The sequence below is a fragment of the Acinetobacter sp. MB5 genome (assembly GCF_003261585.1).
Classification (GTDB): domain Bacteria; phylum Pseudomonadota; class Gammaproteobacteria; order Pseudomonadales; family Moraxellaceae; genus Acinetobacter.
Genome location: NZ_POVU01000002.1, coordinates 231,943 through 257,805 on the forward strand (window position 1 = coordinate 231,943; position 25,863 = coordinate 257,805).

A 25,863-nucleotide genomic window follows, 5' to 3' on the forward strand; every position below is an offset into this window, starting at 1 on the left:
GATTTTTCGTTATAATTTGGCGTTTTTAAATTATCAGCCTCGTATTAATCAGTTTTACTATTCTAAAAGATTTGATTTAATGCGTTTAGCCAAAATGATTAGATGGAGTGACTTGTTGTGAGTACACGTTTTATGACGTCCGCTGAAATTCGTGAAGCCTTTTTGCATTTCTTTGAAACAAAAGGTCATACACGTGTCGCATCGAGTTCTCTCGTTCCCGCGAATGACCCAACATTACTATTTACCAATGCGGGTATGAACCAGTTCAAAGACTGCTTCTTGGGTTTAGAAAAACGTGATTATATCCGTGCGACAACTTCACAGAAATGTGTTCGCGCAGGCGGAAAACACAACGACTTAGATAACGTTGGTTATACTGCACGTCACCATACTTTCTTTGAAATGTTGGGTAACTTCTCGTTTGGTGATTACTTCAAACGTGATGCTATTACCTATGCATGGGAATTCTTAACCTCAGAGCAATGGCTCGGTTTGGACAAAAGCAAACTCTATGTCACTGTTTACCATACAGACGATGAAGCCTATGACATCTGGAACAAAGAAGTTGGTCTAGCTGCTGAACGTATTATCCGTATTGGTGACAATAAAGGCGAAAAATACGCATCAGATAATTTCTGGGCAATGGGCGATACAGGCCCTTGCGGTCCTTGTTCTGAAATTTTCTACGATCATGGTGATCATATCTGGGGTGGTTTACCTGGTTCTGCCGAAGAAGATGGCGACCGCTATATCGAAATCTGGAACAACGTCTTCATGCAGTTTAACCGTACTGCCGATGGCGTGTTACATGCATTGCCTGCCCCTTCTGTTGATACAGGTATGGGCTTAGAGCGTATTTCTGCCGTTTTACAACACGTAAACTCGAACTACGACATCGACTTGTTCCAACACCTGATTAAAGCGGCGGCTGAAATTATTGGAACAGAAGATCAAGGACAACCGTCTTTACGTGTGGTTGCTGACCATGCGCGTTCTTGCTGCTTCCTGATTGCTGATGGTGTTAACCCATCGAATGAAGGTCGTGGTTATGTGTTACGCCGTATTATCCGCCGTGCGATTCGTCACGGTAACAAACTTGGTGCAACTGGCACATTCTTCTACAAAATGTTGCAACCTTTAATTGACGTGATGGGCGAAGCTTATCCGCAATTGATCGAGAACCGTGAACGCATCGAAGCAGCACTGATCAAAGAAGAAGAACAGTTTGCAAAAACGCTTGAACAAGGTTTGAAAGTTCTTGAAGGCGAACTCAGCCAGTTAAAAGGCAATGTTATTCCTGGTGAAGTCGTGTTCAAACTCTATGACACATACGGCTTCCCTGCTGACTTGACTGCTGACATTGCACGTGAACGCGAACTGACCATTGATGAAGCTGGTTTTGAAACTGAAATGGCTGCTCAACGTCAACGCGCGCGTGATGCAGGCAAATTCAATGTTGACTATAACAGCATTGTGAAAGTGGACAGTGAAACTCAATTTGAAGGTTACACTGCAACTCAAGGTCAAGGTCAAATCGTCGCAATCTATAAAGATGGCGAACAGGTTGACGAAGTGGTTGAAGGTGACGAAGCCCTCATCGTACTGAACCAAACCCCTTTCTATGCTGAAAGCGGTGGTCAGATTGGCGATACGGGTATCTTCAAAAACGAGACAGGTATTTTTGAAGTTCAAGACACCAAAAAATCAGGTGCGGCATTTGTTCACCAAGGTATCGTAACCATGGGTAGCCTAAAAGCTGCTCAAAATGTGGAAGCCACTGTCAAAGCTGACTTGCGTGAAGCTACTGCACGTAACCACTCTGCAACTCACTTGTTACATGCTGCACTGCGTCAAGTTTTAGGTGCTCACGTTCAACAAAAAGGCTCTTTGGTTGCTTCTGACATTTTACGTTTTGACTTTGCCAATGACCAACCTGTGAGCTTCGAGCAACTTCAACAAGTTGAACGTTTGGTCAATCGTGAAGTGATTGCCAACACTGCGGTAACAACTGAAGTACTAGACATCGAATCTGCCAAAGCCAAAGGTGCAATGATGCTGTTTGGTGAAAAATATGGTGATGAAGTTCGCGTATTATCAATGGGTTCGATCATTGATGAAAAAAACTTCTCAATCGAACTTTGTGGTGGTATTCACGTTAAACGCACAGGTGACATTGGTCTGTTCAAAATCACCTCTGAAGGTGGTGTTGCCGCAGGTGTTCGTCGTATTGAAGCGGTTACAGGTACGAAAGCGCTTGAAGTTGTACAAAAAACCGATGCAACCATTCAACTCATCAATGGTCTATTGAAAGCTCAAAAAGACCAAACCCTAGAAAAAGTTCAAGCAACTGTTGAGCAAGCATCAAGCTTGCAAAAACAGATTGAACAGTTGAATCAAAAACTTGCGAATTTCCAAGCAAGTGAATTGATCAACCAAATGCAAACGATTGCTGGTCGAACTACTTTGATTAGCAGCGTTCAAAACGTCGATGCGAAAGCATTACGACACTTACACGACAGTATCAAGTCCAAATTCGACAATGCTGTGATTGTTTTAGCGGGTGTTGAAGCTGACAAAGTGAGCTTATTGGCATCAGTTGCGAAAGAATTCACAGCAACCTTGAAAGCGGGTGATATCATCAAGCACTTAAGCCAAGAGCTTGGTGGCAAAGGCGGTGGGAAACCAGATCTAGCACAAGGCGGGGCACCACTCAATGACAAGTTTGATCAGGTTATGGCAGCACTCCCTGCTTGGCTTGAGCAAAAATAATCTCACTTTTTGTGTAACTGACCCTGTTTAAAGCAGGGTCACGGCTTGTATGGAAAAATTATGGCATTAATCGTACAAAAATATGGTGGTACCTCAATGGGAACACCCGAGCGCATTTTAAATGTAGCTCGTCGCGTGAAGCGCTGGCATGATCATGGTCACAAGGTGGTTGTGGTGGTGTCTGCAATGAGTGGTGAAACCAACCGCTTGTTGTCTCTCGCGAAAGCCATTACCGAGACACCTGATCCTCGTGAACTTGACCAAATGGTATCTACGGGTGAACAGGTTACTATTTCCATGTTAGCGATGGCACTCAATTCAATTGGTGTTGAAGCTAAATCTTACACAGGTCGTCAAGTGGGTATTAAGACCGACAGCGCCTTTACCAAAGCACGTATTGAAGCAATCGATACCGATGTCATGACTGCCGATCTAGATGAAGGTCGTGTAATTGTGGTTGCTGGCTTCCAAGGTGTAGATGCGATTGGCAATACAACAACACTTGGTCGTGGTGGTTCAGATACGACTGGTGTGGCACTTGCTGCTGCGCTACGTGCAGATGAATGCCAAATCTACACAGACGTTGACGGTGTATATACCACCGATCCACGTGTTGCACCAAAAGCGAAGAAAATTGATCGTATCTCTTTTGAAGAAATGCTTGAGATGGCATCTTTAGGCTCAAAAGTTTTACAAATTCGTTCAGTTGAATTCGCAGGAAAATATCAGGTTCCGCTACGTGTCTTGTCAAGTTTTGACAACGATAACGACGGCGTATTTGATGATGAATTCAAACAAAACGTAGGTACACTCATTACAACTGAAGCGGAAGACACTATGGAACAGCCTATTATCTCTGGTATCGCATTCAACCGCGATGAAGCTAAATTGACTATTTTAGGTGTACCTGATGAACCAGGTATCGCTTCAAAAATCTTATCTCCAATCGGTGCTGCCAACATCGAAGTCGATATGATCGTACAAAATATTGAAGAAGATGGTACAACCGACTTCACTTTCACTGTAAACCGTACGGACTTCGCAAAAGCAAAAGCAATTTTGGACAATATTGCGAAAGAAATTAACGCACGTGAAGTGACTGCACGTGATGACATCGTTAAAGTGTCTATCGTGGGTGTTGGTATGCGTTCTCATGCGGGCGTTGCAAGCAAAATGTTTACAGCTCTTGCTGAAGAAAACATTAACATTTTGATGATTTCAACTTCTGAAATCAAAATCTCTGTGTTAATTGAAGAAAACTATTTAGAGCTTGCTGTTCGTAGCCTACACACTGCTTTCGGTTTAGACCGTGAACATGGTGAAAGTAGCGCACGTGCTTAAAGCTTATTCACCATCTTCAACTTTTTAAGAAGATGAGTGAGAAAAAACGAGAGCCGCTCTATGGAAACTAGAGCGGCTCTGTTATATTAGCAGAGAATATTTAGAAAATATTTAACAATCACGGTATCCTACTGCTTCTTAGTAGTTATCGCTTGCTGTTAAATTATTTTTTCTGAGGTTGTGGTTTAATTTTTGCATGACAGCAATGCAGGTTTGGCGCTTAGCAAGGAGATAGACATGCTGATTCTGACTCGACGTGTCGGAGAAACTTTAATGATTGGGGATCAAGTCAGTGTGACCGTACTTGGTGTTAAAGGCAATCAAGTTCGCATTGGTGTGAACGCTCCCAAAGAAGTATCAGTGCATCGTGAAGAGATTTATCAACGCATTCAACATGAACGCGCTATGCACGAGCACCTTCAAAACATTGATCAAGATTATCAACCATCATTTTACGATGATGAGTTTAATCAAAATAAGTTTAACCGCTAATTTACAGATGGCGTATTGCTATGCAGTCTGTAAAAATATTAAAAGCGATCCGTTTGGTCGCTTTTAATATTTTAAATACACTCACTCTAAGCCTAAAGCCTTTCTCACAGGCTTATAGCTACGGCGATGTTGATCAATTACACCAAATTCGGCAATTGCGTCAAAATGTGCCTTGGTTGGATAACCCTTATGTTTTGCAAAAGCATATTGCGGATATTGTTGGTCTAGTTCCAGCATTTGCCGATCACGTGTCACCTTAGCCAAAATACTGGCTGCACTAATTTCAGCGTGAGTTGCATCTCCCCCAACAATCGCTTCGCAAGCAATCGTTAAACCTTTTGGAATCTGATTACCATCCACTAAAACCTTTTCAGGTTGGACAGATAAACCCTCTACTGCTCGACGCATCGCTAGAAAAGTCGCTTGTAAAATATTTAACTGATCAATTTCTTCATGGGTTGCTTCTGCAATTGACCATGCCAACGCTTTTTCCTGAATTTCAACAAATAATTTTTCACGCTTCTTTTCAGTCAGTTTTTTAGAATCATTTAAGCCATCAATAGGATTATTCGGATCTAAAATAACGGCTGCCGCAACAACCGAACCTACCAAAGGACCTCGCCCTGCTTCATCGACTCCTGCAATTTTCATGTATTTTTCCTAGCGTTTTAATGTTTCAGCAACACACTGATTTAATGTACGTGTCACAGCATTACTAACAATTGTTGCGCGAGCAGTAGGATCAATTGCAGCGGTTGCTAAATCAACAGCAGTAATATTCTCAGGTGCTTTATCACTTACGCAGCCACAAACATTATTTTGAACCGTTTGTTGTTGCTCAGTCGTCATTGCACGACTCATGATTTGCCATGCAGGCTGGTTATTAATTTCCGTAGTACACTTGGCATTAATTGCAATTTTAATCGCTGTCATTCCCAGTTGCTGTGCAGTACCTGTTTGCGAATCACCAGTTACTAACGTTCCATCTGTTGCACATGCGCTACACAACATTGTCAAAGCACAAAGTACGCCAAAAGATTTTTTCATTTTGCAGTTACACCATAAATTAATTGGGATATTTTGCCCAAAGCATTACAAAAAGCATGTGATTTTTACCGTCCACATGACTATTTGTATGAAATCAGACCATAAAACAAGAGATTGTTCTAAATTTCATACAACACTGTTACGCAGATTGCATTTTAAGCCAATATCTTCAATTTTTATAATGCAAAAACCTATAAACAGCTTCCAATTGAGAAAGCTTCATGAACACACAGTCACCTTATTACACGCGTACGGCACAGTATCTACATTGGCTGATGGCAATTATTTTTATTAGTGCGTGGATCATCGGTTTTTATAGTGGCAATTTCCTCAGCTACGATACAGATGGTGCATTCAAAGGTGATGTCATTACACTGCATAAAAATATTGCAACCACCATTTTATTTTTAGTGGTTATTCGCATTTTCTGGCGCTACACACACCCTGCTCCACAACTTCCCGACAGCATGTCTACAAGTATGAAAACCATGGCACATTTGGGACATTTAGGGCTATATTTCATGTTACTAGCATTACCAATTACTGGCTGCTTATTTAGCTGGACTGCTGGGCATCCTGCACCTGTTTTATATTTGTTTAACATTCCACAACTTCTGGATAAAAACCCAGACATTATGAACATTGTAAAACCTGTTCATATTTACTTGTCTTGGGCAGCAGGTTTATTGTTGGTTGGACATATTTTGGCAGCACTTAAACACCATTTTATCAATAAAGACACTGTTCTGCTCAGCATGACTCGCCAACCAAAGTAGTGATTTCAAATAAAAAAGGAACGCATTCACGTTCCTTTTTTCAGAATTTAAAGAATCTAAAATTTACAATGCATGGATTTGATTTATCCATTTTTCTTTTTCAACATCATTCAAGAAAGATGCTTCAAATGAATTAATCGCCAATTTTTTCAATTCATCTTCAGTCAGATGCAACGCATCTGCAATCGCAACAAAGTTATCATTCATATATCCACCAAAATAAGCTGGATCATCTGAATTGACTGTCACACATAAACCCTGCTCAAGCAGGCGTTTAATATTGTGATCACGCATATCATTAACAACACACAGTTTTAAGTTACTGAGTGGACATACAGTCAATGGCATACGTTCTTTTGCCAAACGCTGCATTAAAACAGGATCTTCTTCTGAACGAACCCCATGGTCAACACGATTGACTTTGAGCAAATCCAATGCTTGCCACACGTATTCTGCTGGACCTTCTTCACCCGCATGTGCAACGATCAAGAAGCCAGCTTCACGTGCCTGTGCAAAAACACGTTCAAACTTTTCTGGTGGATGCCCCACTTCACTTGAATCGAGTCCCACACCAATAATTTTATCTTTAAATGGCAAAGCTTGCTGAAGTGTTTCAATGGCATCTTCTTCACTTAAATGACGCAGGAAGCACATAATCAGTTCTGAACTAATGCCCAATTTGGTTTTCGCATCATCACATGCACGCATTAAACCATTCAACACTGTTTCAAATGCAATTCCACGCACCGTGTGGGTTTGCGGATCAAAGAACATTTCCGTATGGACGACATTGTCCTGCTGGCATTTTTCAAAATATGCCCAAGCCAGATCATAAAAATCTTGCTCATGAATCAGGACATTCGCACCTGCATAATAAATATCTAAAAATGATTGCAGATTATGAAAATTATAGGCTTGCTTCACTTCCTCAATCGTTTGATAAGGGATCGCAACTTGATTGCGTTTCGCAATCGCAAACATGAGCTCAGGCTCAAACGTACCTTCAATATGTACATGCAGCTCCGCCTTTGGCAAAGCACGAATGAGATCAAGTTGACTCATGTTATCTCCTAAAAACAAAAAGGGTGCAAACCGAGTTTACACCCCAAATTTTAATTAAAAATTAACCGCCAAAGGCAATAAACTTAATCACCCAAAGCACTGCCACAATCCACACCATATAAGGCACACTGCGTGCTTTTCCTGTGAATAGCTTAATTAATGCATAGCTAATAAAGCCCATTGCAATACCATCGGCAATTGAATAGGCAAATGGCATGAACACCAAAGTCAAAAAGGCTGGAACAGCTTCAGTAATATCATCCCATTCAATATGGGTGATCCCCTGAATCATCAATACACCAATAAACAATAACGCTGGTGCTGTTGCAAAACCAGGAACTGATTGAGCCAATGGAGCAAAGAACAGACATCCTAAAAATAGGATCGCAACCACAACTGCTGTTAAACCTGTACGTCCACCTGCTGCAACGCCCGAGGCCGATTCAATATATGGTGTCGTTGAAGATGTACCCAGTGCAGCACCTGCAATAATGGCACTAGAATCAGCAAACAAAGCTTTTTTCAAACGCGGCAACTTACCTTCTTTTAATAAGCCAGCGCGGTGTGCAACACCCACCAAGGTACCTGTCGAGTCAAATAAGTCCACCAAGAAGAAGACAAAAATAACCCCAACCATACTTGCAGTGAACAGACCTTTAAAGTCCATTTGCAAAAATGTTGGTGCCAATGATGGAACCTCACCCACCACGCCTTGAAACTTGTTTAAGCCCATCACGGTTGAAATCGCAGTGATTGCCAAAATACTAATAATAATTGCGCCGCGTACACGGAAGTGATGCAAAATCACAATCATTAAAAAGCCCAGTAAAGTCAGCAAAACAGTGGGTTGCTTAATATCACCCAAACCCACTAAAGTGGCGTCATTATGAACAATAATGCCTGCATTTTTTAATGCAATGAGTGCCAAGAACAGACCAATACCGCCACCAATCGCAAATTTAAGTGACATTGGAATTGCATTTACAATGGCTTCACGGACTTTCAAAAAGCTAATTAAAACAAAGATAAGTCCTGAGATAAACACCGCAGCCAGCGCTGTTTGCCAGTGCACATGCATACCTAAACACACTGAATAGGTAAAATATGCATTGAGTCCCATACCAGGTGCGAGTGCGATTGGATAATTTGCAATTAATCCCATCACTAAACAACCAATGGCTGCAGCCAGACAGGTCGCTACAAATACCGCACCATGATCCATTCCTGTGGTAGAAAGAACCAATGGGTTAACAATAATGATGTAACACATGGTGATAAATGTAGTTACACCTGCAAGCACTTCTGTTCTAAACGTTGTCTTGTTTTCACTTAACTTAAATAAACGCTCAAGTACACCTGATGAAGATTGAGGAGTCGCCATATACAGCCCTTGAAAAAAATGTCGGTGGTGTGCAATACACGTCAACATTCACGAGAGAATTCGTAAAACAACATAGATTGAGCATTGCTAAACTCAATGCTCAATCTATGTAAATCACCTTAACTACCCCAAATGAAATTAAAAAAGCCGCATTTCTCGATGCAGCTCATTTAAATATTTGGCAGTCAGTTAATGCTCAGCCAAAAAACAGTGCCTTAGTATAACATAAGTCTGCAAAATGTTGCATTTTGTGATGATCTTATCAGTTCCTTTACTTACCTAACCACTGTGCCAGAGTCACCCGATCATTTTGTCCATAATCCTGTACGGTACGAATTTGGATAAATCCAACATTTGCAAATATGTTTCGCACAGCAGCACCCTGATCATAGCCATGTTCTAGAACTACCCATGCTTTGGGATTCAACCAATCTACCGAGTGCTGCACAATGGTCTGCAAATCTGCCAATCCATGCTCATCGGCAACCAATGCACGTAAAGGCTCTGCACCCAGTTGCGCCATATGCTCATCTTCAGGATCAATATAAGGCGGATTTGACACAATCAAATCAAACTTTTGCGCTGGAATTGCGTCAAACCATGCGCCGCAGGCAAACTTCACTTGCTGTAAATGATGGCGCTGCGCATTTTCCTGTGCGACCTGCAAAGTCGGCAAATAAATATCGGTTGCCAAAACCTGCCACTGCGGGCGTTCACTGGCAAGTGCCAAAGCAATTGCGCCCGTCCCCGTCCCTAAATCCACCATTGAACACTGTTCAGGCAAATCCAGATTGAGTACAGTTTCAACCAAAATTTCGGTATCAGGTCGCGGCACTAAAGTATCAGCAGTCACTTTTAAATCCAGCGTCCAAAATGGCTGTGAACCAATCACGTAAGCTAAAGGCTCACCCTGCTCTAAACGCAGCAGTCCTGACTTATATTGTTGAACTTGATCTTCCGTCAAATCTTGTTCACCACGATACTTGAGTTCCAAGGCACTCATGCCAATAACATATTCAAGCAGCCAGATCGCTTCCTGACGCTCGTAACTATCGGCATCACCTCGCAGATTTAAAGCTTCTGCAATCTTCATTAGCCGCCATTTTCCTGTGCAAGCATGGCTAACTGATCCGCCTGATATTCACGATGTAAACTATCGAGCAACTCAGTCAAATCACCTTCCATAATCGCATCCAACTTATATAAAGTCAGGTTAATACGGTGATCAGTCATACGACCTTGTGGATAGTTATAGGTACGAATACGCTCCGAACGATCGCCAGAACCGACCAAATCACGGCGCATTTCAGAGGTTGCTGTTTCTTGCGCTGCACGTTTGGCATTTTCCAAACGCGACACCAAGAGCGCCATCGCTTTGGCTTTGTTTTTATGCTGTGAACGCTCGTCCTGACATTCCACCACAACACCTGTTGGAATATGGGTAATACGCACGGCTGAATCTGTTTTGTTAATGTGCTGACCACCCGCACCCGATGCACGGTAAGTATCAATTCGTAAATCGGCAGGGTTAATTTCAACCGTCGTATCAACATCAACCTCAGGTAAAATCGCAACCGTACACGCTGAAGTATGTACTCGACCTTGCGATTCAGTTGCAGGTACGCGTTGTACACGGTGTGCACCACTTTCAAATTTTAAGCGGCCATAGACACCATCACCATTCACCAAACAAATGACTTCTTTATAACCGCCATGCTCACCTTCATTTTCAGACAGGATTTCAATACGCCAACCTTGCGTTTCAGCGTATTTGCTATACATACGGAATAAATCACCTGAGAAAATTGCAGCTTCATCCCCTCCTGTTCCTGCACGAATTTCCAAATATGCTGAGTTCGCATCATTTGGATCTTTAGGAATCATGAGAATGTTTAGATCAGCTTCAAGTTGCTCAATTAAGGCTTTATTTTCTTTAATTTCTTCTTGAGCCATATCCTTAAAATCAGGATCGCTGAGCATACTTTCTGCGGTTGTAATATCTTCTTCAGCTTGGCGATATTTTTGCCAGACTTCGGTAATTTCAGACAAATCACTGTGTTCACGGGATAATTTGCGGAATCGCTTATTATCAGAAATCACTTCTGCATCCGCCAATAATGCGGTTAACTCTTCATGACGGTCAGAGAGTTGGTCTAATCGTAAACGCAACGATTCTTTCATTGTAAAAATATCTCAATAATAACAGTGCTAAAACTAGCAGAATTCGAACTGCACATAGTTTAACTCATTCTTATCAGAAATAAACCTAAGCCTTTTTATATGTAAAATCGATGAACAACTAAACCCAGTTTGTTCTCCTAATCATTTATCTAAAAAGCAAAATCAAAAGAACCACCCGCCACCTTATTTTGAGCACTACGGAAAATTGCCATAACATTGCACTTAAATTGTATAAGTCTCACAATTGATCATTTAATGAATTATTTTAATATAAAACATACAAACATTAACTAAAGCATCGTAAGGCTGTGTGAATTCTTCATGATTAATCTGAATTATCTTGTTACCTTTGCCAGCAATCAAATATGTTCGATGACATGGAGTATCAACGATGAAAAAATTCGCAATGATCTTAATGAGTGCCACGTTGGCAACGTCAGCGCTTACAAGTGTTGCTCACGCAGGTGATGCTAATGTCGCTATTACAAGTGCTCTTGGTAGTGTCGTAGGCACGTCTGTTGGCCGCCACATCGGTGGCAACAGTGGTGCCCTTGTCGGCTCAGCCATTGGTGGTGGCGCTGGTGCCGCTGTTTCAAGCAACCGTCACAACCGAACATCAGCAGCCATTGGCGGTGCTGTTGGTGGTGCAGCAGGTTATTCTGTCGGTAAAAATGTCGGTGGTAACCGTGGCGGACTGGTGGGTGCTGGTTTAGGTGCAGCGGGTGGTTCAGTCTTGGGCAATAGAATTGCCAATGATAAACGTGCTGACCGTAACTATTATTATAGTCAAGCACATCATCACAGACATCATCACCACTACTACCGCTAAGCAGTATTCTAATCAGGTTAAAATGGGGTATATTAGTCACTCATTATTATAATAACTCCATTTGAACTATGAGAAATCTCAGCGATATTCGCTTTTCGATTTTGGAGCTAGCTTCAATACGTGAAGGCCAGAGCACCCAAGCAACTTTAGAACACACGTTGCAACTCGCCCAGTATGCAGAGCAACTTGGGTACTATCGCATGCTATTAGCAGAACATCACAATATGAGTGGTATTGCGAGTTCTGCGACGTCAGTTTTACTGACCTACTTACTTTCAAATACCAAACACATTACTTTAGGTTCTGGGGGTGTCATGTTACCCAACCATGCCCCTCTTGTTGTTGCAGAACAATTTGGGACAATGGCGACACTCTTTCCTAATCGTGTAGTGCTCGGCTTGGGACGTGCTCCTGGTACAGATCCGATAACGATGCGGGCATTGAGACGTGGTCATCAGGCTTCCGAAGATCAGTTCCCCCAAGATGTTCTAGAAATTCTGCAATATTTCAAAACACCGCGCCCCAATCAGCAGATTATTGCCACACCAGGACAAAACACCCATGTTCCTGTTCTCTTGCTAGGATCAAGTTTATTTAGTGCTCAACTGGCTGCTCAACTAGGACTCCCTTACGCATTTGCCTCACACTTTGCACCTCGTTTTTTAGAAGAAGCAATAAAACTTTATCGAGAAAACTTTCAACCTTCGGAATATCTTGATCAACCCTATATCGCTATTGGTGTCCCTACAGTTGTTGCACAAACGGATGAAGAAGCCCAGTTTTTAGCAACGACTGCGTATCAGCGCATTTTGGCTTTATTCCACGGACAAAGCTTAAAACTTAAACCACCAGTTCCATCTATGAAAGGGTTATGGTCAGTTGACGAACAACAAGCTGTTCATAATTTTTATCGCCTTGCTCAAATTGGTTCAATTGAAACAGTACAACACGGTTTACAACGATTAGCAGACCAGTTAGCTGTCGATGAGTTCATTTTCACTTGCGATATTTATGACATGCAAAAGCGACTCAATAACTTCAGATATTTAATAGAAATGAAATAAGTTAGTTAAACCGATCATTACACTTCTGTAAAGCAACGTTACCCCATGCTCTTCTTATTACGTTATACTATAACTTTTATGCGATTTTGAGTTGTGGTTTATGTTGCTGAAACGGATAAGTATACTCCTGACAATTTCTTGTAGTTTTATTGGTTGTACCGAGACACCTCCAACTTCAAAATCAATAACAAAAATTCCTGTTCAGCCATCCATTCCACACACTGCACTTCCTCCTATTTCATACCAATCTTGGCTGTTACAGAGTGATCATCAATATAAAGTTCAAGCATATAAAAGCTTTTTAGCACAGCAACAGGTTCAATTTGTTGTCCCCGATTTTGAAATGTTCCGTTCTGCTCGTGACTGGCAACAATGCAATTATGATGAATATGATGTTCCAGAGCCATCCGTCTGGCAAAATGCCGTCCCAACTTTACGTTTACTCAAACACCTACATGACACAGGCATTATTACTGATTTTGAAGTCACATCCAGCTACCGCTCTCCTTATCTAAATCGCTGTGCAGGTGGTGCAAAATCATCAAGCCATGTACTCAACTCAGCGATTGATTTTCGAATTGGTCCACCTCAACCTTCAGAACAAGAAGTATCAGAAATTCAAGCAACCAAGATTAAGCTTTGCAAATTTTGGCAACAAGAAGGACAAGCGCTCAATATGGGACTCGGCATTTATAGTACGGGACAAATTCATATCGACACACAAGGTTTTCGAACATGGGGGCCTGACCATACATGGCATAGTTCTCTATGCGGAGAAATAATTCAATAAAAACAAACCATGAATAAAAAATCCGTCAATTTGACGGATTTTTTATTCGAACAATATATTCAATTAACGGAATTTTTTATGGTTTACATCACGAATAGTCAATATCTTTTGACCTTCTTGTTTAGCTTGAGCCAATTTTCCAGCTTTCACCAAGGCATTGGTTTTATCAATTTCCATGACTAAATCATCAAAACCTGCGCGATACGCTTTTAATTGTTGAGGATCTTTTTGCACTCGATTTGGTGGCATTTTTTTTGCGTCTAACGCAGCAGCACGCATTTGGCTCAAAGCAAGCGTTGCCTGTTTTGGATTATTACTACTAGCAAAGGTATTATAATTACTCGCCAGAATATGCATATCGCTACCTAAGCTCGCTGCAATGCCCCATTGGCTAGCAAGTAATGTTGATACCGCCAGAACACCGCCTAACACAAATTTTTTCATCATCACGTCCCTATTGGTTATTGGGTAAGTTATCTTGACTTGGCAAGCATGCCATAACTTTGAAATGAAATAGAAGTAGAAAGTCAGTTATCACGTTGAATTTAAGTAAACTAATGTTAAGCACTTGCATTAATGTTATATTATAACATAACATTAATGCATTCATTGTGTTTAGGACATTCGCTATGCTGACCCAAAAAAAACTTCCTGTGACTGTTCTCTCAGGTTTTTTAGGTGCAGGCAAAACCACTTTACTTAATCATATTTTAAATAACCGAGAAGGTCGTCGAATCGCGGTGATTGTCAATGACATGTCCGAAGTCAATATCGATGCAACATTGGTCAAACAAGGGGGAGCCGCACTTTCCCGTACAGATGAACAACTGGTCGAAATGAGCAATGGCTGTATTTGCTGTACTTTGCGAGAAGATTTATTACTCGAAGTAAAACGCTTAGCCTTAGAAAATAAATTTGATCAAATCGTGATTGAATCTACAGGTATTTCCGAGCCTTTGCCTGTTGCTGAAACCTTTACTTTTGAAGATGAACACGGCATTTCTCTGAATCAGTTTGCACAACTCGATACGATGGTTACGGTCATTGATGCGTTTAATTTCCTTAAAGATTATGCATCTATGGATATGCTACATCAACGCGGTGAGTCTCTCGGCGAAGAAGATGAACGTTGTGTGGTTGATCTGCTCATCGACCAAATTGAATTTTGTGATGTGCTCATTATTAATAAGATTGACTTAATTCACACAGAACAACAGCAACAACTTTTAGCGATCTTGCATCGTCTAAATCCACGCGCAAAAATTCAAATTGCTGAGTTTTCTAAAGTTCCCCTAGACAGCATTTTAAATACACAATTATTTGACTTCGAACAAGCTGCCCAGGCGCCAGGTTGGTTAAAAGAGTTACGTGGTGAACATACGCCTGAAACGGAAGAATATGGTATTCACAGTTTTGTCTATCGTGCTCGCCGTCCGTTTCACCCTGAACGCTTTTATCAACTCACCCAAAATGAATGGCAAGGCGTGATTCGTTCTAAAGGCTTCTTTTGGCTTGCCAGCGCTCCAACTATGGCTGCATCTTGGTCACAAGCAGGTGCAATGGCGCGTCATGGCATGGCTGGCTATTGGTGGGCGAGCATTCCACCCGAGGAGTGGCCACAAGATGCTGAATCACTGGCTGAAATTCGAAAATACTGGGACAAGCAAGTTGGAGATGCACGTCAGGAAATTGTCTTGATTGGAATGCAGATGGATCAACAACAATTAATTGCCAAGTTTGATGCTTGCTTACTCAATGATGATGAAATGGCTCTTGGCCCAAATGCTTGGCAAGGCTTTAACAATCCATTCGAAGGCTGGAGTGTTTGATCATGAATCAAAGTCTGCCTGACATTTCACAAACTCAGCAGCCAAATGACTCAAGCCCTTTGGCTTGGGTCGGTATGCAAGGCATTGATCTACCGTTACAACTTGAGCAAAGTACAGGAACTTACCCTATTCTTTGTAAAGTCGATGCTACGGTTAATTTACCTCGTGCAGATATTAAAGGCATTCACATGTCGCGTTTATATCAGCACTGCAATCAACTGCATCAACTCAGCACTTTGGAGATCTCTCAGCTTTTACAAAAGATGGTCATGAGTCATCAAGATTGTGGCTCTTCAGCAGCACAGTTTAATTGCCAATTTAAGTTACTCTTACAACGCCATGCACTTTCAAGCCCTGAGCTATTTGGCTGGAAATCTTACCCTGCCAGACTTCATGCAAAATTGGAAAATGGGAAATTCACCCTTGAACTGGGTGTCGAAGTGAGTTATTCATCCACCTGTCCATGCTCAGCCGCACTCTCCCGACAGGTTATTTACGATGCATTTCTTGCCGATTATTCCGAAGATATCGAAGTCAATACGCAACAGGTGGCTGAATGGCTATTACAAAATGCATCTCTTGCTACACCGCATAGTCAACGCAGTTTGGCTCACGTCACGATTCGACACCACTTAACAACTCAGGACTTAAAAATTGTGGAATTGATTGATCTCATCGAAGAAACCTTGCAGACCTCAACGCAAACCGCGGTCAAGCGAATTGATGAACAAACATTTGCCAAGCGTAACGGGGAAAACCTGATGTTTGTGGAAGATGCTGCACGGCGTTTAAGTCATGCTTTAACACAACATTATACAGATTGGTCACTCAAGGTTGACCATCAGGAGAGTTTACACCCTCATAATGCGGTTGCTTATCAGCATTCTGAACACTGGTTAACTGACATCTAAATATAAAGTTTCTTTAACTTCTTCCATAACCACATAGCTGTGTGATGAAGCTGAAGCAGGTAATTTTTTCAGTAAATCGCCAAGCAAACGTCGATAGGCACTCATCTCTTTCAGGCGGGCTTTCACCAGATAATCAAACTCACCTGAAATGAGATGGCACTCCAAAACTTCAGGAATTTGTGCCAGATCATGCGCGACCCGATCAAAGACATCCCCAGATTTGGCAGAGAGCTTAATCTCAAGAAAAACCAACAAATTTTTATCTACTAATGCAGGGTTAACACGCGCATAATAACCAGTAATGATCCCGTCTCGCTCTAAGCGTTTCACACGCTCAGAACAAGGCGTAGTGGATAAATTCACCCGAGTTGCAAGCTCACTGATGGCAATACGCCCATCTCTTTGCAAAATGTCCAAAATGAGGCGATCTGTACGGTCTAATGGTCGCATAGATTTTTTCCTTCCCTAGAAGTCATTTGTCAGCGAAAACTTATAGAATTCACTATATTTTAGCTTAAAAAATAGTTAAATAAACTGATTACCTAACTCTATACTAGCAAAATCAACTAAGGATTTACACAGAGGGTTTGTGATGCATGTCATCATTCTAGGCAGTGGCGTTATTGGAGTAACCAGTGCTTATTATCTCGCAAAACAAGGGGCTAAAGTGACTGTGCTTGACCGCCAGCCAAACCCTGCTGAAGAAACAAGTTTTGGCAATGCAGGACAGATTTCCCCTGGTTATTCAACCCCTTGGGCTGCTCCTGGCATTCCATTAAAAGCCATTAAATGGATGTTCCAACGCCATGCGCCACTGGCAATTCGTCTAGATGGTTCATTATGGCAACTCAAATGGATGTCACAAATGCTCGCAAACTGTAATGCTGAGCGTTATGCCATCAACAAAGAGCGTATGACGCGTGTTGCCGAATACAGCCGCGACTGTTTACGTGAGCTACGTAAAGATACAGGTATTAGCTATGAAAACCGCTCAGGTGGCACATTACAGCTATTCCGCAATCAAGCTCAGATCGAAGCAGTACAACGTGACATTAAAGTTCTTGAAGAATGTGGCGTACCACATGAATTGCTTACACCTGATCAATTATCAAGTGTTGAACCAGCCTTGGCACGTGCCAAAGATCGTTTGACTGGTGGTCTACGTTTGCCAAACGATGAAACCGGTGACTGTTACTTATTTACCAATCGTCTCGCAAAAATTGCAGAAGACATGGGTGTTGAGTTCCGCTTTAACCAAAATGTTGAATCTTTGGTTTGGGAAGGAGACAAAGTTACAGGCGTTAAAGTTGGCAATGAAATTCTGAAAGCTGACCAGTTTGTCTTGGCATTTGGTAGCTATAGCCGTGATTTTATTGCACCACTTGGCTTAGATGTTCCAGTTTACCCAGTAAAAGGTTACTCAATTACGGTTCCTATTGTTGATGCAAGCCTTGCTCCACAATCGACGGTACTGGATGAAACTTATAAAATTGCAGTCACCCGTTTTGACAACCGTATTCGTGTTGGTGGTATGGCTGAATTGGGCGGTTTTGATTTACGTCTCAATCCAAATCGTCGTGCAACCTTGGAAATGGTTGTGAATGACTTGTTCCCAGGTGGTGATGTCTCTCAAGCAACTTTCTGGACAGGCTTACGCCCGATGACTCCAGACAGCACACCGATCATTGGTGCAACCAAATACAAAAACCTATTCATGAACACTGGTCACGGTACGCTTGGCTGGACGATGTCTTGTGGTTCAGGGAAATTACTGAGCGATATTATCTTTAATAATAAAACAGAAATTAGTACTGAAGGTTTGGCGATTAGCCGTTACGGACATTAAGTTTCCTGCTCTCTCCCAACTAAAAGAGCTGACCTCGGTCAGCTCTTTTTTTATCCAAAACATTTTAACCGATACGACGTTTAAGACCTGTCATTTGCAAAATACGCGTAGAGATTTCTTCAATCGACATCTCAGAAACATTCAAATATGGAATGCCTTCCGAAATGTAAATTCCTTCTACTGCACGCAGTTCCATTTGGCATTGATTAAAGCTTGCATAACGACTACCCGCCTTACGTTCAGTGCGAATTGCAACAAGACGCTCAGCATCAATCATCAAACCAAACAGCTTGTTTTTATGCTGCTTCAATACAGCAGGCAAGCGGTTATCATCCAAGTCTTCTTCAGTCAGTGGATAATTCGCAACACGAATACCAAATTGCAAAGAGAGATAAATCGACGTCGGGGTTTTACCTGAGCGCGACACACCAATCAAAATAATATCGGCTTTATCATAATGACGGGTACGTGCACCATCATCATTGTCTAAAGCAAAATGAACCGCATCAATACGTGCCTTATAATATTCGGTATCGGTCACTGCGTGTGTTTGACCAATCAAAGTCGTTGGTGGAGTTCCCAACTCTTGTTCAATTTTACTAATCAATCCCTCAAAAACATCCAAGTTAACCGCATTGGCTGTATTGATAATTTCACGGACATTTGGGTCAACCAACGTATCAAAAACAAGTGGCAGCTTACCCTCTTCATGCTGGCAGCTATTAATCTCTTCAACCACCTTCATAGCGGCTTCTTCAGTCGTAATATATGGGATAATATGAATATCAAAATTGACGTTTGGAAACTGTGCCAATAGTGAATGCCCCAAGGTTTCAGCGGTAATTGCCGTTCCATCAGAAATGAAAAACACCGTTCTTTTAATTTGTTTACCTTCAGGCATTAAAAAACTCCTCAAATGTTTGTCTTAATGACGTATATTCTTTATAGTAATCCCATCTTACAGAACTGTCGCTTAGTTGACATCAAAAAAGAACTAAGTGTTTGTGTTTTTGACATGATCAAATAAATCACATATTGCAAAAGTGGAGAAACTACTTTGGAAGCGCGCGTAATAGGTCTAGAAAAATTAGGGAAACATGACGTTGAACTTGTTGGTGGGAAAAACTCTTCTTTAGGAGAAATGATCAGCCACCTCTCTAATGCAGGAGTATCCGTTCCTGGTGGTTTTGCAACCACCGCCGCTGCGTATCGTGAATTTCTTGAGCAAAGTGGTCTTAACGCTAAAATTCAAGCTGAACTTGACCAGCTTAATGTCGATGACGTAAATGCCCTCGCGATTACTGGTGCAAAAATTCGTCAATGGATTGTTGATACTCCACTGACTAAAGAATTAGAAAAAGAAGTGCGTGAAGCATTTGCAGAACTTTCAAACGGCAACCCTGATATTGCCGTTGCTGTACGCTCATCTGCAACCGCAGAAGACCTTCCAGATGCATCTTTTGCTGGTCAGCAAGAAACTTTCTTGAATATCCGTGGTATCGACAACGTTCTTATCGCAATTAAAGAAGTATTTGCATCATTATTTAATGACCGTGCAATTGCTTACCGTGTACACCAAGGCTTCGACCATAAACTTGTTGCACTTTCTGCGGGTATCCAACGTATGGTTCGCTCAGAAACTGGTGCAGCTGGTGTTATGTTTACATTAGACACTGAATCTGGTTTCCGTGATGTCGTATTTATTACTGCATCTTATGGTTTGGGTGAAATGGTTGTACAAGGTGCTGTTAACCCTGACGAATTCTACCTATCTAAGCCATTGCTCAACAATGGTAAACATGCCGTGATCCGTCGTAACCTTGGCTCTAAACACCAAAAAATGATTTATGGTGATGAAGGTGCTGCGGGTAAATCCGTAACAATTGTTGATGTTGAAAAACAAGATCGTCAACAATTTGCGCTAAATGACCATGAACTGCATGAACTTGCTAAACAAGCATTGATCATCGAACAACATTACGGTGCTCCAATGGACATCGAATGGGCAAAAGATGGTGATGATGAGCAAATCTATATTGTTCAAGCACGTCCTGAAACTGTAAAAAGCCGCCAAAATGTAGGCACTATGGAACGTTACCTGCTTAAACAAAAAGGTACTGTTCTTGCTGAAGGTCGTTCAATCGGTCAACGTATTGGTTCTGGTAAAGTTCGCATCGTAACGTCTATTAAAGAAATGGACAAAGTTCAAGATGGTGACGTACTTGTATCAGACATGACTGACCCGGATTGGGAACCAGTAATGAAACGTGCAGCAGCAATTGTCACTAACCGTGGTGGTCGTACATGTCACGCAGCAATTATTGCTCGTGAACTAGGCGTTCCAGCAATTGTTGGTTGTGGTAATGCAACAGAAGTTTTAACTGATGGTCAAGACGTGACTGTGTCTTGTGCCGAAGGTGACACTGGCTTCATTTACGAAGGTGCTTTGGACTTTGAAGTACAACGTAACTCAATCGAGTCTATGCCAAAACTTCCGTTCAAGATTATGATGAACGTGGGTAACCCAGACCGTGCATTTGACTTTGCTCAAATTCCAAATGAAGGGATTGGCTTAGCACGTCTTGAGTTCATCATTAACCGTATGATCGGTGTGCATCCAAAAGCATTGCTAAACATTGACAGCCTACCACGTGAAACTCGTGCTGCTGTGATGATGCGTACAGCGGGTTATGCATCTCCTGTTGAGTTTTATGTTGAGAAGTTGGTTGAAGGTATTACGACTCTTGCTGCTGCATTTGCAGATAAACCAGTAATTGTGCGTATGTCTGACTTCAAATCAAATGAATATGCAAACTTAATCGGTGGTAAGCTTTACGAACCAGAGGAAGAAAACCCAATGTTGGGCTTCCGTGGTGCTAGCCGTTACGTTTCAGAAAACTTCCGTGATTGTTTTGAACTTGAATGCCGTGCATTAAAAAAAGCTCGTGATGAAATGGGTTTAACCAATATTCAAATCATGATTCCTTTTGTACGTACTGTTGCAGAAGCAAAACGCGTGATTGAACTATTGGCACAAAATGGTTTGAAACGTGGTGAAAATGGCCTTAAAATCATCATGATGTGTGAATTGCCGACCAATGCATTATTGGCTGAACAATTCCTTGAACATTTTGATGGTTTCTCTATCGGCTCAAATGACTTGACTCAGTTAACACTTGGTCTTGACCGTGACTCTGGTATTGTTTCTCACTTATTTGATGAACGTGATGCCGCTGTAAAAGCACTTCTTTCCATGGCAATCCATGCTTGCCGTAAAGCAGGTAAATATGTTGGTATCTGTGGTCAAGGCCCTTCAGATCACCCTGATCTAGCTAAATGGCTTATGGAACAAGGTATTGAATCTGTGTCCCTCAACCCTGATTCAGTGTTAGACACATGGTTCTTCTTATCTGAAGAAAAAATTAAACAACTTTAAGTCCTTTTAAAAACATGTTAAAAAAGACCCCTAGATGGGTCTTTTTTATTGAATATTGAGAAAACGGTTTTATGCAAATATATTTAGCGCGAAATAATCAACAAGCAGGACCTTATACCCTAGAACAGCTTAATCAAATGCTTACAAATCAACAGGTACTCCTTACCGATCTTGCTTGGCATCAAGGTATGACCGAATGGAAACCTTTGGGCGAGCTCACACACGGTCAACTTTTTTATCAACCGCAGAATTATTCAGAGCCAGTATCACCTTTTTCTTCTGTTAATCTGTCGAAAAATCCACAGCAACCAAAACCAGAACTTGCTCCAATAGAAAAAAGAGTTTTCGCAAAGCTTATTGATCTTTTGCTTTGGTTACCTGCATTTGCCTTGCCATCTTTTTACATGGATGAAGCAACCAAAACTCAAATTATCAAACTGCAAGAGCAAGGCATTAATACGAGTTCACAAACTGAAATCTTTAGTTTAGTTCCAACTGATGCATGGCACAGCATGCTTGCATATATTGTCATTATGTTAGCAATTCAAGCATTTTTCCTTGCAAAATCAGGACAAAGTATTGGGAAATACATTGCGAAAATCCAAATTGTAGATGCTGAAAATAATAGTGCAGTTGGTCTAACCCGTGTGTTTTTATTACGCAGTGTTGTCTTCATTATTTTAAATTTACTTTTCATGCCTTTTATCACCATACTAGATTTTGCGTTCGGTTTTGGCGAAAAAAGACAAACTTTGCACGATCGGATTGCTAAAACTAAAGTTATAAATCGAATAAAAATCAAGAATAAATCGGAATAATTGGAAATAGCTACCATTAATTAGCTGCATGATTTTACAAATTTTTTTATTTTTTAAATCTTAAATCCAACTTAATTTGTTGGATTTAAATAACTTATTTTTGCTTGCTGTAAATATAGCTTAGTTAAACAATATAGGGCATAATGCCCTACAAAGTAGCGGTGCCCGATGTTTTGAGGGAAAAGTTCCTTCAAAACATCTGACACTATAATCGCTATCCCATCTTCTAGGTATGTAAATGGGACTCTTCACCGAGGTTGTAAAATGAGACAAACGATATTAGCTGTATTGTCTTTATCTACGATTTCTGCACTCTTGACAGGGTGTGGTGGTGATTTAGTACTTCTAAACTCAAAAGGTCCAGTCGCTCAAGGTCTTAGCGGACTCATGATGACTGCGATCTATCTTATGCTATTGGTAGTAATTCCATCTATCGCAATGGCATTATGGTTTGGTTGGAAATATCGCGCGTCGAATAAAGATGCAGACTATAAACCTACATGGGCGCATTCAACTGCAATTGAAATCGCAGTTTGGGGCATCCCTATCATTATTATTGCAATTTTAGCATATATCGCATGGTGGGGTTCTCACCAATACGATCCATATCGCCCGCTTGACGCTGAAAAAACAGAAAAACCTGTTGATATTCAAGTTATTGCTGAGCCATATAAATGGGTATTTATCTACCCTGAGCAACAAATTGCAACGATCAATGAATTGCGTTTCCCAGAGCAAACACCGGTACATTTCCATATTACCTCTGACTTTACAATGAACTCGTTCTTCATTCCTTCGTTAGCTGGTCAAATTTATGCAATGGCAGGTATGCAAACCCACTTACACGTTCTAGCGAATGACGTAGGTGTTTACCGCGGTTTCTCTTCAAACTATAGCGGTTATGGTTTCTCTCAAATGCATTTCAAAGCGCACAGCGTAAGCAAAGCAGACTTTGATAAATGGGTTGCTGATGTTAAAGCTGGTAAAGGTAGTGAATACACTGCTGTCCAAAAAGAAACTTTGGACTTTACAGGCTTACAAGCCTTGCGTGATGGCGAGCGTTCTGAGCATCAGATCGAGGGTATGTTAGCTGACGCTAAAACACCTGAAGAAAAAGCTGCTGCTGAAGCAGTTGAAAAGCTAGGGACTTATCCGCACCATCCTCATCCAGTAACTTACTTCTCTTCAGTTGAACCTCAACTGTTTAAGAAAGTTATTGAGAAATATATGAGCAATTACCATGGTGCAGACCAAGCTCATGCTGATGCTTCTCACGCTACTGCAGGGGAATAAACATGGATATGCTATTAGGTAAACTTGGATGGGGTGCCATCCCGAAAGAACCAATCGTGATCGTAACGTCTATCGTTATGGCACTTGGTGCAATCGCTGTTCTAGCAGGTATTACTTACTTTAAAAAGTGGAACTACCTCTGGAAAGAATGGGCTATGTCTGTAGACCATAAGAAAATCGGTATCATGTATATCTTGGTATCTGTGGTCATGTTACTACGTGGTTTCGCAGATGCATTCATGATGCGTCTTCAATTATTCCTAGCAAGTGGTGGCGGTGAAGGTTACTTACACCCTGACCATTACGACCAGATCTTCACTGCCCACGGCGTGATCATGATCTTCTTCGTTGCAATGGGTCTAGTTGTTGGTCTGTTCAATATCGTTGTACCTTTACAAATTGGTGCACGCGACGTTGCATTCCCTTTACTTAACCAGTTCAGTTTCTGGGCATTTGCTGGTGCTGCTGGTCTAGTTATGGCTTCACTTGTTCTTGGTGAATTCGCTGCAACTGGTTGGTTAGCCTACCCTCCTCTTTCAGGTATCCAATACTCTCCAGGTGTTGGTGTTGACTACTGGATTTGGGCTCTACAAGTCTCTGGTCTTGGTACACTTTTAACTGGTGTTAACTTCTTTGTTACCATCATTAAAATGCGTGCTCCAGGCATGAAACTTATGGATATGCCTATTTTCACTTGGACTGCATTATTTACCTGCGTTTTGATTGTTGCGACTTTCCCTGTATTGACTGCAACAGTTGCAATGTTGACGCTTGACCGTTACTTCGACTTCCACTTCTTCACAAATGAGCTTGGCGGTAGCCCAATGCTTTACGTGAACTTGATCTGGACTTGGGGTCACCCTGAAGTGTATATCTTGGTATTGCCTGCATTTGGTGTGTACTCTGAAGTTGTACCTGTGTTTTCTCGCAAAGCACTATTTGGTTACAAAACAATGGTATATGCAACTGGTGCAATTGCCGTTCTTTCTCTTATCGTTTGGTTACACCACTTCTTCACCATGGGTGCAGGAGCGAACGTTAACGCGTTCTTTGGTATTATGACCATGATTATTGCGATCCCTACTGGTGTGAAAATCTTCTCTTGGTTATTCACCATGTACAAAGGTCGTATTACGTACACATCTCCAATGCTTTGGACACTTGGCTTCCTTGTGACTTTCGGTATTGGTGGTTTGACTGGTGTACTTATGGCGGTTCCACCTGCGGACTTCCTTGTACACAACTCTTTATTCCTTATCGCCCACTTCCATAACGTAATTATTGGTGGTGTTGTATTTGCGATGTTTGCTGCAATTACCTTCTGGTGGCCAAAAATGTTTGGTTGGAAGCTAAATGAAGCATGGGGTAAAGCATCTTTCTGGTTCTGGTTCATCGGTTTCTATTTTGCATTCATGCCGCTTTATGTCCTTGGTTTCATGGGTATGACTCGTCGTTTAAATACATATGACAACCCTGAATGGACACCTTACCTATCTATCGCAATGGTTGGTGCGGTATTGGTTGCTATCGGTATCTTCTGTTTCGTTATGCAAATTGTTGTTGGTTACTTACAACGTAACAACAATATCGACCATACTGGCGATGCATGGGATGGCCGTACATTTGAGTGGGCAACTTCGTCACCAGCTCCGTTCTATAACTTTGCTTACTTACCACAAGGCGAACATATTGATCGCTTCTGGTTAGACAAAGAAAACGGTGTTGCATACATTAAACCAACTAAATATGAAGACATTCATATGCCTACAGACCGTGTTGCTGGTTTTGCTCTTGCAATCCTGATCACTGTTATGGCATTTGGATTAATCTGGCATATTTGGTGGCTTGTTGTTGTGACTTTTGTTTCAGCAATCGTGACTTTCATTCGAAGCTCAAATACCAAAGTTGTTGATTACTACGTACCTGCTGCTGAAGTTGAACGTATTGAAAATGAACGCTTTGCGATTCTTGAAAAACACATGAAGAAGGACTAAGACA

At 41.5% G+C, this 25,863-nt stretch carries 23 protein-coding genes; 14 read left to right on the forward strand and 9 right to left on the reverse strand.

Annotated elements, in window-relative coordinates; translation table 11 throughout:
- The first annotated feature begins 132 nt into the window (after positions 1–132).
- The 3 genes from alaS (at position 133) to csrA (ending at position 4,602) form a co-directional block, all read left to right on the forward strand.
- The gene (alaS, locus tag C1A47_RS03725; protein ID WP_111892561.1) at positions 133–2,769 is read left to right on the forward strand and encodes an alanine--tRNA ligase; all 2,637 of its coding nucleotides are present in this window, start codon (positions 133–135) and stop codon (positions 2,767–2,769) included.
- A gap of 60 nt (positions 2,770–2,829) precedes the next feature.
- The gene (locus C1A47_RS03730; protein WP_111892563.1) at positions 2,830–4,110 is read left to right on the forward strand and encodes an aspartate kinase; all 1,281 of its coding nucleotides are present in this window, start codon (positions 2,830–2,832) and stop codon (positions 4,108–4,110) included.
- 237 nt (positions 4,111–4,347) lie between these two features.
- A complete protein-coding gene (csrA, locus tag C1A47_RS03735; protein WP_004753025.1) occupies positions 4,348–4,602 on the forward strand; it encodes a carbon storage regulator CsrA in 255 nt (84 codons plus the stop codon).
- An 81-nt stretch (positions 4,603–4,683) separates the two neighbouring features.
- Here csrA and rnhB read toward each other — a convergent pair whose 3' ends face one another.
- Both rnhB and C1A47_RS03745 read right to left on the reverse strand, forming a co-directional pair.
- On the reverse strand, positions 4,684–5,253 hold the full coding sequence (gene rnhB, locus C1A47_RS03740) for a ribonuclease HII (protein WP_111892565.1): 570 nt from the start codon (positions 5,251–5,253) through the stop codon (positions 4,684–4,686).
- Between the two features lie 9 nt (positions 5,254–5,262).
- Positions 5,263–5,649, reverse strand: coding sequence for a hypothetical protein (locus tag C1A47_RS03745; protein WP_111892567.1), 387 nt, complete (start codon positions 5,647–5,649; stop codon positions 5,263–5,265).
- Between the two features lie 221 nt (positions 5,650–5,870).
- On the opposite strand from C1A47_RS03745, the gene C1A47_RS03750 reads away from it, so the two are divergent.
- Positions 5,871–6,425 (forward strand): cytochrome b, encoded by a 555-nt coding sequence (locus C1A47_RS03750; protein WP_111892569.1) that lies wholly within the window; start codon positions 5,871–5,873, stop codon positions 6,423–6,425.
- Positions 6,426–6,488: 63 nt separating this feature from the next.
- Here C1A47_RS03750 and C1A47_RS03755 read toward each other — a convergent pair whose 3' ends face one another.
- The 4 genes from C1A47_RS03755 to prfA form a co-directional block, all read right to left on the reverse strand.
- A complete protein-coding gene (locus tag C1A47_RS03755; RefSeq protein WP_111892571.1) occupies positions 6,489–7,487 on the reverse strand; it encodes an adenosine deaminase in 999 nt (332 codons plus the stop codon).
- A 61-nt stretch (positions 7,488–7,548) separates the two neighbouring features.
- Positions 7,549–8,868 carry an NCS2 family permease gene (locus C1A47_RS03760; protein WP_111892573.1) on the reverse strand — a complete coding sequence of 440 codons (1,320 nt, stop codon included), beginning with the start codon at positions 8,866–8,868 and terminating at the stop codon, positions 7,549–7,551.
- A gap of 271 nt (positions 8,869–9,139) precedes the next feature.
- A complete protein-coding gene (gene prmC, locus C1A47_RS03765) occupies positions 9,140–9,961 on the reverse strand; it encodes a peptide chain release factor N(5)-glutamine methyltransferase (RefSeq protein ID WP_111892575.1) in 822 nt (273 codons plus the stop codon).
- On the reverse strand, positions 9,961–11,049 hold the full coding sequence (gene prfA, locus C1A47_RS03770; protein WP_111892577.1) for a peptide chain release factor 1: 1,089 nt from the start codon (positions 11,047–11,049) through the stop codon (positions 9,961–9,963). Before prfA ends, prmC begins: the two co-directional genes overlap by 1 nt.
- A gap of 391 nt (positions 11,050–11,440) precedes the next feature.
- On the opposite strand from prfA, the gene C1A47_RS03775 reads away from it, so the two are divergent.
- From C1A47_RS03775 to C1A47_RS03785, 3 genes are all read left to right on the forward strand, one after another.
- On the forward strand, positions 11,441–11,878 hold the full coding sequence (locus tag C1A47_RS03775; RefSeq protein WP_111892579.1) for a glycine zipper domain-containing protein: 438 nt from the start codon (positions 11,441–11,443) through the stop codon (positions 11,876–11,878).
- Positions 11,879–11,946: 68 nt separating this feature from the next.
- Complete coding sequence (locus C1A47_RS03780; RefSeq protein ID WP_111892581.1) at positions 11,947–12,942, forward strand: LLM class flavin-dependent oxidoreductase; 996 nt, start codon at positions 11,947–11,949, stop codon at positions 12,940–12,942.
- 100 nt (positions 12,943–13,042) lie between these two features.
- Positions 13,043–13,732, forward strand: a complete 690-nt coding sequence (locus tag C1A47_RS03785) for a D-Ala-D-Ala carboxypeptidase family metallohydrolase (protein ID WP_111892583.1) — start codon at positions 13,043–13,045, stop codon at positions 13,730–13,732.
- A gap of 63 nt (positions 13,733–13,795) precedes the next feature.
- Here C1A47_RS03785 and cybC read toward each other — a convergent pair whose 3' ends face one another.
- Positions 13,796–14,179 (reverse strand): cytochrome b562, encoded by a 384-nt coding sequence (gene cybC, locus C1A47_RS03790; protein ID WP_111892585.1) that lies wholly within the window; start codon positions 14,177–14,179, stop codon positions 13,796–13,798.
- Between the two features lie 182 nt (positions 14,180–14,361).
- Here cybC and zigA point away from each other — a divergent pair, with 182 nt between their 5' ends.
- Both zigA and folE2 read left to right on the forward strand, forming a co-directional pair.
- A complete protein-coding gene (gene zigA, locus C1A47_RS03795) occupies positions 14,362–15,561 on the forward strand; it encodes a zinc metallochaperone GTPase ZigA (protein WP_111892587.1) in 1,200 nt (399 codons plus the stop codon).
- A 2-nt stretch (positions 15,562–15,563) separates the two neighbouring features.
- Positions 15,564–16,472, forward strand: coding sequence for a GTP cyclohydrolase FolE2 (gene folE2, locus C1A47_RS03800; protein WP_111892589.1), 909 nt, complete (start codon positions 15,564–15,566; stop codon positions 16,470–16,472).
- Here the strand turns inward: folE2 and C1A47_RS03805 are convergent.
- Positions 16,458–16,922, reverse strand: a complete 465-nt coding sequence (locus C1A47_RS03805; RefSeq protein ID WP_004903917.1) for an Lrp/AsnC ligand binding domain-containing protein — start codon at positions 16,920–16,922, stop codon at positions 16,458–16,460. The genes folE2 and C1A47_RS03805 overlap by 15 nt on opposite strands.
- 142 nt (positions 16,923–17,064) lie before the next feature.
- Here C1A47_RS03805 and C1A47_RS03810 point away from each other — a divergent pair, with 142 nt between their 5' ends.
- Positions 17,065–18,318 (forward strand): D-amino acid dehydrogenase, encoded by a 1,254-nt coding sequence (locus tag C1A47_RS03810; protein ID WP_111892591.1) that lies wholly within the window; start codon positions 17,065–17,067, stop codon positions 18,316–18,318.
- A gap of 64 nt (positions 18,319–18,382) precedes the next feature.
- Here the strand turns inward: C1A47_RS03810 and C1A47_RS03815 are convergent, their stop codons facing one another.
- The gene (locus C1A47_RS03815; protein ID WP_111892593.1) at positions 18,383–19,219 is read right to left on the reverse strand and encodes a pyruvate, water dikinase regulatory protein; all 837 of its coding nucleotides are present in this window, start codon (positions 19,217–19,219) and stop codon (positions 18,383–18,385) included.
- Positions 19,220–19,375: 156 nt separating this feature from the next.
- Between C1A47_RS03815 and ppsA the strand changes: the two genes are divergently transcribed.
- From ppsA to cyoB, 4 genes are all read left to right on the forward strand, one after another.
- On the forward strand, positions 19,376–21,754 hold the full coding sequence (ppsA, locus tag C1A47_RS03820) for a phosphoenolpyruvate synthase (RefSeq protein ID WP_111892595.1): 2,379 nt from the start codon (positions 19,376–19,378) through the stop codon (positions 21,752–21,754).
- Positions 21,755–21,825: 71 nt separating this feature from the next.
- The gene (locus C1A47_RS03825; RefSeq protein ID WP_111892597.1) at positions 21,826–22,572 is read left to right on the forward strand and encodes an RDD family protein; all 747 of its coding nucleotides are present in this window, start codon (positions 21,826–21,828) and stop codon (positions 22,570–22,572) included.
- A gap of 264 nt (positions 22,573–22,836) precedes the next feature.
- On the forward strand, positions 22,837–23,865 hold the full coding sequence (gene cyoA / locus C1A47_RS03830) for a ubiquinol oxidase subunit II (RefSeq protein WP_111892599.1): 1,029 nt from the start codon (positions 22,837–22,839) through the stop codon (positions 23,863–23,865).
- A 2-nt stretch (positions 23,866–23,867) separates the two neighbouring features.
- Positions 23,868–25,859 carry a cytochrome o ubiquinol oxidase subunit I gene (gene cyoB, locus C1A47_RS03835; protein WP_111892601.1) on the forward strand — a complete coding sequence of 664 codons (1,992 nt, stop codon included), beginning with the start codon at positions 23,868–23,870 and terminating at the stop codon, positions 25,857–25,859.
- The last annotated feature ends 4 nt before the right edge of the window (positions 25,860–25,863 follow it).